The sequence below is a fragment of the bacterium genome, from assembly GCA_026398675.1.
Taxonomy (GTDB): domain Bacteria; phylum RBG-13-66-14; class RBG-13-66-14; order RBG-13-66-14; family RBG-13-66-14; genus RBG-13-66-14.
The window spans coordinates 1-9,362 of the sequence record JAPLSK010000262.1 but is presented as its reverse complement, the minus strand read 5'-3'; the positions used below and the strand labels follow the sequence as shown (position 1 = coordinate 9,362).

General features: G+C 64.6%; 12 protein-coding genes. 4 read left to right on the top strand and 8 right to left on the bottom strand.

What is annotated here, in order from left to right; translation table 11 throughout:
* From NTW26_08200 to elbB, 8 genes are all read right to left on the bottom strand, one after another.
* Positions 1-1,203 (bottom strand): C25 family cysteine peptidase (locus NTW26_08200; protein MCX7022232.1); only part of this gene is annotated, 1,203 nt, incomplete at its 3' end.
* A gap of 53 nt (positions 1,204-1,256) precedes the next feature.
* Positions 1,257-1,430: a hypothetical protein gene (locus NTW26_08195; protein MCX7022231.1), complete on the bottom strand. Its 174-nt coding sequence runs from the start codon at positions 1,428-1,430 to the stop codon at positions 1,257-1,259.
* A 38-nt stretch (positions 1,431-1,468) separates the two neighbouring features.
* Positions 1,469-1,780 carry a hypothetical protein gene (locus NTW26_08190; GenBank protein MCX7022230.1) on the bottom strand — a complete coding sequence of 104 codons (312 nt, stop codon included), beginning with the start codon at positions 1,778-1,780 and terminating at the stop codon, positions 1,469-1,471.
* 20 nt (positions 1,781-1,800) lie between these two features.
* Positions 1,801-2,634: a hypothetical protein gene (locus tag NTW26_08185; GenBank protein ID MCX7022229.1), complete on the bottom strand. Its 834-nt coding sequence runs from the start codon at positions 2,632-2,634 to the stop codon at positions 1,801-1,803.
* Positions 2,635-3,657: 1,023 nt separating this feature from the next.
* Positions 3,658-3,828, bottom strand: a complete 171-nt coding sequence (locus NTW26_08180) for a 4Fe-4S binding protein (protein ID MCX7022228.1) — start codon at positions 3,826-3,828, stop codon at positions 3,658-3,660.
* A gap of 145 nt (positions 3,829-3,973) precedes the next feature.
* Positions 3,974-4,630 (bottom strand): nitroreductase family protein, encoded by a 657-nt coding sequence (locus NTW26_08175; protein MCX7022227.1) that lies wholly within the window; start codon positions 4,628-4,630, stop codon positions 3,974-3,976.
* A complete protein-coding gene (locus NTW26_08170) occupies positions 4,627-5,556 on the bottom strand; it encodes a radical SAM protein (protein MCX7022226.1) in 930 nt (309 codons plus the stop codon). Before NTW26_08170 ends, NTW26_08175 begins: the two co-directional genes overlap by 4 nt.
* 59 nt (positions 5,557-5,615) lie before the next feature.
* Positions 5,616-6,278: an isoprenoid biosynthesis glyoxalase ElbB gene (gene elbB, locus NTW26_08165; protein ID MCX7022225.1), complete on the bottom strand. Its 663-nt coding sequence runs from the start codon at positions 6,276-6,278 to the stop codon at positions 5,616-5,618.
* A 44-nt stretch (positions 6,279-6,322) separates the two neighbouring features.
* Between elbB and NTW26_08160 the strand changes: the two genes are divergently transcribed.
* The 4 genes from NTW26_08160 to NTW26_08145 all read left to right on the top strand — a co-directional run bounded on the left by NTW26_08160 (position 6,323) and on the right by NTW26_08145 (position 9,001).
* Positions 6,323-7,060, top strand: a complete 738-nt coding sequence (locus NTW26_08160; protein ID MCX7022224.1) for a type III pantothenate kinase — start codon at positions 6,323-6,325, stop codon at positions 7,058-7,060.
* Positions 7,061-7,121: 61 nt separating this feature from the next.
* Complete coding sequence (locus NTW26_08155) at positions 7,122-7,754, top strand: hypothetical protein (GenBank protein MCX7022223.1); 633 nt, start codon at positions 7,122-7,124, stop codon at positions 7,752-7,754.
* A 113-nt stretch (positions 7,755-7,867) separates the two neighbouring features.
* Positions 7,868-8,188, top strand: coding sequence for a hypothetical protein (locus NTW26_08150; GenBank protein ID MCX7022222.1), 321 nt, complete (start codon positions 7,868-7,870; stop codon positions 8,186-8,188).
* A 54-nt stretch (positions 8,189-8,242) separates the two neighbouring features.
* Positions 8,243-9,001: a hypothetical protein gene (locus NTW26_08145; GenBank protein ID MCX7022221.1), complete on the top strand. Its 759-nt coding sequence runs from the start codon at positions 8,243-8,245 to the stop codon at positions 8,999-9,001.
* The last annotated feature ends 361 nt before the right edge of the window (positions 9,002-9,362 follow it).

Sequence of the window (9,362 nt, the reverse complement as noted above, 5' to 3'; positions counted from 1 at the left end):
GCCGTCGCCCAGGATGTTCAGCCCGTAGTACCAGTACTTGTAATCGGCGCTCATCCCGGGGTAGATGTTCGCCTGGGCCCAGGCGAGGAAACCCTCCCCGATGGAGTCCCCGGCGCCCAGCCGCGCGTAGAAACCGTAGTGTTCGAGCATGGAGCCGGTCTTGGCCGAGCCCAGCGCGACCAGCCCCGGCCCCGCGTGGAAGATGTACCAGCTCCCGATGCAGTCGAACTCCACGAAACGGGTGCAGGAACAGCTGAAGAGGTTGACAAAGACCGCCTCGGGCAGGAGCGCCTCGATCTCGCAGTTGTAGATGCTTCCGGCGTAGCCCGAAGGAATCTTGAAGGTGTGCCCCCAGGGGCTGGAGTGGCTCATCAGGTGGACGAACTCGAACCCCTGGGCGTACTGCTCCAGGAGGTGGTCCGCCGTGGTCTGGGCTGGGTCGGTGAAACGGGCGACGTCGGAATAGGCCGCGTTGAGACCGTCGGAGTAGTCGTACCAGTCGTCGTCGTTGTAGGCCAGCCCCCGATCGGGGACGCCCAGCCCCCCGTTCCGATAGGCGTGGTCCTTGGCGAAGTAGGCCAGGTACAGGTCCAGCTCCTGGCCGAAGGTCATCTCCCGGGCGTCTATGCGCGAGACCCACACCTCGGGGGTGATGTCCCCGGTGTGGAAGTCCAGGATGCCGTCGCCGTCACCGTCGGACCACGTCCCGTCGGTGTCCATGTAGTAGAGGTCGCAGGGGAACTCCTCGTGGGTGGAGGAGCCCCAGGCGGGCTCGTCCATCTCGAACCAGGGGACGGGGATGGCGCCGATGAGGACGGCACCGGTCGCGCCGCCGGCGTATGCGTCGGCGATGGAGGCTCGCACCGAGGCCGCGTCGCCGCCGGTGTAGACCAGCTCGTCCACCGTCCACCCGTCCGCGGCCAGGTCGTCGTACCAGGTCGCGAGGGCGTCGTCCAGCGGGGCGCACAGGCGGTCCTCGACGATGACCAGGACCCGGCCCACCGCCGTGGGCGAGAGTGAAACCGCGGCCGTCTCCCGGCCGCTCTCAACCGGCGACGACTGCGCGCGCCCGGGGTTAGCCTCCACCCAGGCCGAGTAGCTCAACGGCTCCCGCCCCTGGGGATCGAGCCAGCGGGGGACGGTCACCTCGGCGAGCGAAACCGTCGAAAGAACGAGGACCAGAACGGCGGTGGCGCGGCGCATCGGCTCTCCTTCGCCCTTTTTCAATCCAGGTATAGCCAAAAAATCCCGGCGGGTCAAGCGGGCCGGTCGAGGTCGGCGGAGAGCCTCCCGGTCAACCGGACGGCCAGTGGGTGCGGCGGCTCTTCGTCAACCGTAATGGAGAGCCGCCAGACGTGGACCTCCAGGCCTTTCCCCACCGCCAGCTGCAGCTCGTCGCCGAAGGCCGGATCAAAGGAACGTACCGTCATAAAAAAGGGGCCCTTCGGCCCCCATTTTAACTGATGCGTCAGGACTTCCGCCCCTCGAAATAGGTGAGTATCCGCCGGATGAGACCCTGCGCCACGATGACGAAGACCGCGCCCAGGTCGAAGATGCCGAACACGATTGCGTCCTTGACGAAATTCGTCTCCATGTTGAACAGCAGAACGGCGCCGGCGATGTAGCCGAAGAGGAAGATGACGACGAGGACGAGGAGAATGCCCAGGGCGCCCTTGGCCTTGCCGCCGGGCACGATCCGGTACAGCCGGATGCACTGGACGACGGCGAAGGCCATCAGGAGGATTCCCAGGCCGCTCATGACGTAGAGGATGATGTCCATGGCACCTCCGCGCGATGGGTTTAAGGGTTGGTCCGGCTGATGTGCTGGAACTCCTCGGTGCTCTCCAAGAGCGCCCGGACCTTTTCGAGAAAAACCTTCGCCTGCCTCGAAGAGCAGACGAACGTCTCGAGGAACTCCCCGATCCGCTTGAACCAGTGTTCGAGGTTCCCAAAGCCGATTTCGGCGACCTCGAGCTCCTCGAGGAGCAGCCCGATGGACTTCTTGAAGCTCGCGTTGAGCTGACGGACGAGGAAGTCGCGGAGCCAGAGGGGGGAGATGAAGTTATCCAACGACAGCGGTTGGTCGGCCAGCTGGCCGTTTTGGTAGAGGTAGAGGTCCACCCTGTATCCGCCCCGGGCGCGGAAGTTGTCGTACTCCTCGCCGGAGGGCCGCTCCACGATCCGGCCCCCCTTTATGGGGACGTAGAACTCCCGGGCGTCGTCGTAGAGCTGAATCAGGCCGTTCAAGCCCTTGGTGCTGCACTCGTTGTAGAAGCGGTTCAACTCCGCGGATGTGGGCGCCAGGCCGGAGGCGTAGCAGTCCGCCCGGGAGATGACGCGGGCGTTGTTCAGGGCCCGCTGGTCCAGCTCGACGAACTTGCACGCGTCCCACTCCAGCCCGGTGGAGAACCGGTGGGCCGCCGTCGGCCCCGAGAGCGTCTCCCCCGAATCGCCGCGGGCTACCGCGGAGACGGGGATTCCGCCCTGGCAGAGGATGGCGCAGCACGTGCCGTCCTTCTGCTGCGTGATGTAGCCCCGGAATCCGCTCACGGTGAAGGCCCGCAGGAGCTGGAACAGTGTCCGGCTCTGCGGCGGGAGGTTGGGTTGGAAAGCCTTGCCTAGCGGCAGCCGCATGGTCCGTCTTTCGGTCGATTATTCAGCCAGCTGGGGCGTGAGGGACAAAAAAACTAACACAAATACGCAAACATGGCAAACATGTCGGCAAAGACCGATTAGCAAGACTGTTTATCGAATAACCTACTGTATTTATCTATTAATAACCCTATCAAATTGACGCACCTGAGAAAAAGGGGATTTTTTCCAGCGTTTGAAACCCGCGCGGCGGCCGGCTCGTCAATTTCCGGACCGGATAAGTGACAAATCAGCCATAAATACACGAAACGCACCCCCTGACAACTTACCGGCTCGCGGGTGCGGCTCCGCGCCCAGTCATGGAACCCGGCCACTCCAAGTCGGCATCGCGGCGCGCCGATTGTCCCGAAGGGGAGAACCTCCGGCCCAACCGGCCGATCCGCCGGGTCGGGAGAGTGATGTACGCCTCGGAGGCGCGGTTGATTCCCGGGGCGGGTCAAAAAAAACGGCCACCCGGCGCCGGTCCGACGCGCGCCACCGGCTCCGCCGACGGTTCTCCGGCTCCGGTCCGGATCGTCCCCGGCACTCCAGCGCACCTCTACCGCTGCTCCCTCCCGGGCCTGACGGGGTTCGAGGACGGTCGAAGGTAACAAGGGGTTTAAGCCCCTTGTCTCGACCCTTTGCCGGATGCGGGGATCCGGGCCATCAACGCCGCAGCCCCGACCGCGGAAACCGGTCCGCCTGCGCCTCGCCGGGCGTTCGCCCCAGCCTATAGCGGATTGCTGGCACGGCCGAAGCCGCGAGGGCACCGCTAGCGCCCCGGCTAGAGTGGCCGAGCGCCTAGAATAGTCGCCACCGGGGGGCCTGTCAATGGACCCCGTCACACACCCCCGTGAAAAAACGGGACTCTGGGGACGACGAAGGGACCCTTTCGGGCCCCTTGAATTTCACGCGCTTTGACGAAGGGACCCTCTCGGGCCCCCCGGGTTTCAAGCTCTTATTATGAAGGGACCCTCTCGGGCCCCTTGAATTCCACTCGCTATTCGGCGGCGATACAGGCGCGGGCTACTCGCCGGGTAGAATCGCCTCGGTGGGGCAGACCTCGGCACAGGTGCCGCAGTCGGAGCAGAGCTCGGGGTCAATCACGTAGGGCTCGCCTTCGGAGATGGCCTCTTCCGGACACTCGGGCACGCAGGCCCCGCACTCCACGCACTCGTCGGTAATCACATACGCCATGGACTCCTCCTTCGATGGCCTGATTCCCTACCGGGGGGGTGTCGAATAGCCGTAGGGGATACTATCCCGTTTGGATTTCCCCGTCAAGAAAAAATCCGGGGGTAAAGCTATTGATATTTTGTTTATTTAAAGACCCCGCGTCCGCTCAATCCATCAGCCGGACCGTCTCCCCCGTCGGTCGGCGCCGCGGCGGGGACGGCTCCTCGGCGGAACGGCCCACCGGAACCACCGCCAGAAGCTCGTACCCCTCGGGCAGCTCCAGCAGTTCCTCCAGCGTCACCCGCGCCACCAGGGGGGCGCCCATCCAGCAGGCGCCGTAGCCCAGGGCGTGGACCGCGAGGAGGAGGTTCTGGACGGCCGCGGCGCAGCTGACCAGCCAGGACGTGCCCTCCCCCGCGGCAGGGTGCCCAGGGAGAACCTCGGCCAGCCTCATCCGCCAGGAGGACTGCTCCCTCCGCCCGGCGACGAAGAAGACCAGCGGCGCCCCCTCGAAGAAGGTGCCCCAACGCGCCAGGCCTTTCCCCGTCTCGGCAAAACGAGCGAAGCGAGTAATGCCTCCGGCAAAACCGGACACTTCCAGAGAAACGCGCTCGACCTCCAGCCGGACGAGGTCCGCCGCCCGGGCGATAACGGTCCGGTCGCTGACCGCGGTGAAGAACCAGGGTTGGGTGTTGCTCCCCGAGGGGGCCCACAGCGCCGCATCGAGCATCCTCTCCACATCCGCGGGGGGAACGGGGTCCGGCTTGAAGGCCCGGACGCTGCGCCGCCCCCGGATGATTCCCTGGAGTACCTCGTAGCTCAAGATTCCCCCTCCACGTGGGTGTAGTACGCCTCCCCGTCCATGTTCCGCAACAGGACTTGACCCCGGGAGGTCAGCTCCTTGAGGGCGCCCTCCACCTCGCGCTCGTCGCGGCCGAACATCGTGGCCAGGTCCGCGGCCCTCGCCGGCCGGCGCAGGAGGTACGCGGTAATCTCGGTCTCCAGATCCAGGGCCCTCTCGCGGGTGACGGGACCGGCGTAGTCGGCAATGACCCTGGCCGGGGGGTCGAAGCCCGCCGCTATCTCGAAGAGGCGGTCCGCGGGTACGGCCCGGGCGGACAGCACCGCCGGCGGCCGAACCACCGTGTTCAGGTGGACCACGTCGGGGCCGATGCGGTTCACCGCCGCGCGTAGACACCCAAGTTCCTCCTCGGTATCGTTCAGCCCGGCCACCAGGAGGATTTCCAGGTGGATTCCCCCGCCGTACTCCTCCCGGAGCGCCGCCAGCCCGGCGATGATGACCTCTATATCGAGGCCCGGCGCCGGCCGGTTGACGCGCTCGAAGACCGCCCGGCTCGCGGCGTCCAGGCTGGGCAGGAGCAGGTCGGCCCGGACGAGATCCGCCCGCACCGCCGGGTCGGGGGTCAGGGTGCCGTTGGTGATGACGGCCACGGGCGCCTTTAGAATACGCCTCGCCCCCTCGATAAGACGGCCCAGGTCCGCGTTGAGCGTCGGCTCCCCGGAGCCGGAGAAGGTGGCGTAGTCAATGGGCGGCAGGCCCGGCGCCCGCTCCTCGAGCTCGGCGAAAAACGCCTCCGGGTCGAAGAAGCTCCGGCGTTCGACCGTGGGCCGGTCCGTCGGGCCGAGCTGGCAGTAGACGCAGTTCAGGCTGCACGTCTTGCGCGGCGTGACGTCGAGCCCCAGGGAGACCCCGAGACGACGGCTTGGCACCGGTCCGAAAACGTACACGCGGCTCCTCGTCAGGGACGGGGGACGCGCCCCCGCCACGTTTCGCGCCAATACCGGGCTCACGCCAGCCGGAGAACCTCTTTGACCAGCTTACAGACCCCCTCGTACACCTCGCCGATATGGGCGGCCGACATGTAGGCCGGGGTGGTGACGATGCGGTTCTTCTCGTCCACCACGCAGTCCGTGGGGGCGCACTTGACGTGCCTGGAGCCCATGGCCTCGATGTCGGCGGCGGTGCCGGGGTCGGTGCCGATGGTGAGGGTGGGCGAGACGCCGGTGCCCCTGAAGACGCTGGCCACCACGGCGGGGGTGATGCAGATGGCGCCCACCGGCTTGCCCGCGGCGTGCATGGCCTTGACCGCGGCGGCGAACTGGGGGTCCGGAGTGGCATCGGCGCCCTTGAAGGCGTAGTCGGAGAGGTTCTTGGCGCTACCGAAACCGCCGGGGATGACCAGGGCGTCGCAGTCGGCGGCCTTGAACGAGGCCAGGTCGCGGATGTCGCCCCGGGCGATGCGCGCGGACTCGGTCAGCACGTTGCGGCTCTCGCCGGTGGGGGCGGACTTGAGGTGGTCCACCACGTCGTGCTGGGGCTTGTTCGGGGCGTAGCAGACGTAGTCGGCGCCGGCCTTTTTTATCGCCAAAAGGACGCAGGCGGCCTCGTGAATCTCGGCCCCGTCCTTGACCCCGCAGCCGGACAGGATAACCGCCACCTTTTTCTGAATTTTTCCTCCTTGTGGGAAAATACCGCGATTGCTATGCTGTCCCCATGGTATACCTTGTTTTCGATCTTGGCAACTCCCGGGTCAAGCTCGCCAGTGTCGCCGATGGCGTACTGGGGCCGGTCCGCGTGTATGACGCGGCGGATTTCGCCGCCGACCCCGGGGCGGCGCTCGCCGAGTTCGAGGGGATATCCGGCGCCCTGGGCGTCTCCACCCATCCGCCGGCCCGCGAGGCGCTGCGGGGCTGGCTCGGGCGGCGGGGAATCCTGCCGGTAAACGCACGGGAACGGTGCCCCCTGGCCGCCCTGTACGGGGAGGGGCTCGGCGACGACCGGGTGCTGGCGGCCCACGCCGCGGTCCGGGAACTCGGCGCGCCCGTCGCCGTGCTGGGCTGCGGGACCGCGGTGACCGTGGACCTGGTGCGGGTCCGGGACGGCGAACCGGTGTTCGCCGGGGGGGCGATTCTGGCCGGCGAGGGGGTCATCCTAGCGGGATTGGGGAAGCTGGGGACCCTGCCGCGACTGGAGCCCGCCGACGCGCCGCCGGACGCGGCCTTCGGCTCGACCACCGAGGGGTGCCTGCGCCTGGGCGCCCGGGTCCAGGTCGAGGCGGCCGTGGCGCGGCTGCTCGCGGGGTACGCCGATTGCCTCGGTCTGCCGTTGGGGCGATTGCCGCTCCTCTTCCACGGGGGCAACGCGCCCAGATACGCCGCGGCTTACCCGTGGGCGCGGGTCCGCCCCTTCGCCGTCCTGGAGGGTTGCGCCAGGGTGGCGGCGGGCCTTTGAAATATCCGACCGACGGGATATAATGGATTGGATGGACCCCTTTGCCGATGGAGGCAGCTAAATGTGGAGAGTCGTAGCTTTTAGCCTGGTTTTTGTCTGCGGCCTATCCGCGACGGAGCTTTACTGGGATGATGATGAGGCATCCCAGCAAGCCGCACAGGGGTGTATATCCATCAGGAGTGTATACGTGGCCGTCTTGTTCCATGACGCTGAAGGAGAAGATGGGCCAGGAGATACAGGGGGGCAGGCGGGGATGATCAGTATATTAAAATGCGATTTTGATTTCTTCGCCAACCCCGCCGAGGACTCTACTTCGTACTCTTACTCGCCAACACTGTACATTTACTCAAGGGGCGATGACGACAACCCAGGCGAAATTCTGGCCGGTCCGCTGGTTTATACAGCGCCACTTCACGACTTAAAGGAACCCGTGTACAACGCCTGGCACACCCTGACATTGAATGAGCCCGTAGAGGTTCCGCCGGAGTTTTTTATAGTCATTAAGCTTAAAACGTCAGTTCTACGCGCAGATTTCACGCATGACTGGGAATACAATCACTCGCGCACTAGGACGTGGGATGTGGCTACCACAGAGGAAATTTTCGAGGGCATCCAGAGGCTGGCCAAATGGCAGACACTGGAGACCGACCTCAGAATTCGCGTGGAGTGGGAGCCCTCGGACCCCGAACCCTAAACCGATTATATAAGTTGGGGGTGGATTAAGAGGACGTACGAATAGCTTATCCCTATTGAGTGAACGCCGAAGCCCGCTCTTGGATGTAGGTCTAAATAAAAAAGGAGCAAGAGATGAAACGGATACTGGTTGTATTCCTGGCCGTCCTCTTCCTGCTCTGCGTTTCTGGTTGCAGCAAGGAGCTTAACGATGAGAACTTCGTGGCATTTTTTCTCGAACTTGGGACTAAGGACGACCCAGGGGCGGATTTCGACAAGGTTTTGGATTCCTACGGCTGGAGTGCGGAAGATTTCGAGACTTACGTCAACAAGCTCATTATGGACGAGGGGCGTGTAAATAGGATTCGTGGTATCCTTCTTGAAGAGAATATGACCACCGCACTTGCTTTTCAGCTTTTTGTAGTGGACCAGCTAGAGAAACGATTAGAGCGGTAGCCCACTGTCCGGGACTGGCCAGCATAGTATGTTCGTCAGGGGCGATAACAAACCATGAAGAAGAAAGAGCGCAAGAGGGATCCGCTGAAGAAGCTGACCCGGCTCCTCGCCCGGCACCGGGCACGGCAGGGGGTCTTCGTCGCCCTGCTGGTCGCCGTCCTCTGGCTGGCGGGCCACCTCTACGCCAAGGAGCTCTCCCACTCGACGGAAACCGAAACCGGCGTGGTCCTGGAGGGTAATCTCTACGCCACCGAGAACCTTCCCGATCCCGCGAAATACGAGGGGCTGGCCGGGGCCATCCTCAACCTTTCACCCCTCAAGATGGTCGCCGCCGGGGGGAAACGGCAGGTCAGGATAACCGTGGGGGACGATCCCACCCTGGAGAACAACCCCGGGTTCAGCCACTGGGTAAACCTGGGGAGCTGCAGCCCCTTCAAGGAGGACCCCGCCACCGGCTACCTCATCTGTCAAATCTACTTGAGGCCCATCGGCTCCGCGGCCGTCTCCAACTCCTCCGACCTCTACTGCCTGGCCTATCACGAGACGCTGCACACCCTTCCCCACGCCTACTCGACCGTGGAGGTGACCTACTCGGACTACGAGAACCTCCTGGTCTACCGCTGCGAGCTCAAGCTCATCGCCCGGCTCATCGAGCTGGGCAAGCCGCCGAGCGAGGCCTTCGTGGCCAGCGCCGTGCAGGGGTACCGGCGGTTCGGGGGGACGCCGGACGGGGTGCCGGCAACTATCCTCCGGTACCTCCCCGAGAACGCCTTTTTAACGTACTCCCAGCCCGCCGTCACGCCGCAGGGTTAAAAACGAAGTGACGCCCCCGGCGAACCGAGCGAACCGAGCGAAGCGAGCTACGCCCCCGGCGAACCGAGCGAACCGAGCGAACCAAGCGAAGCGAGCTACGCCCCGGCGAACCGAGTTATGCCCTAGCGAATCTCTCCTTGACTGCGGGATTTTTTTCAGGTATCTGTATCTCTGCTCGCATATCTCAAAAAAAGAAAATTGAACATCCCTCCAATCCGCAGGAGGAATCTTGCGTAAGCTGGCTTTATTGACGTTGCTCCTCCCCGCCCTCGCCCTGGCCTACAGCTACGAGATTAACCCGGACCTCGTCGAGCTGGTCAAAAGCGAGGGGTACGTCATCCCCTCGGTCGGCGAGGGAATT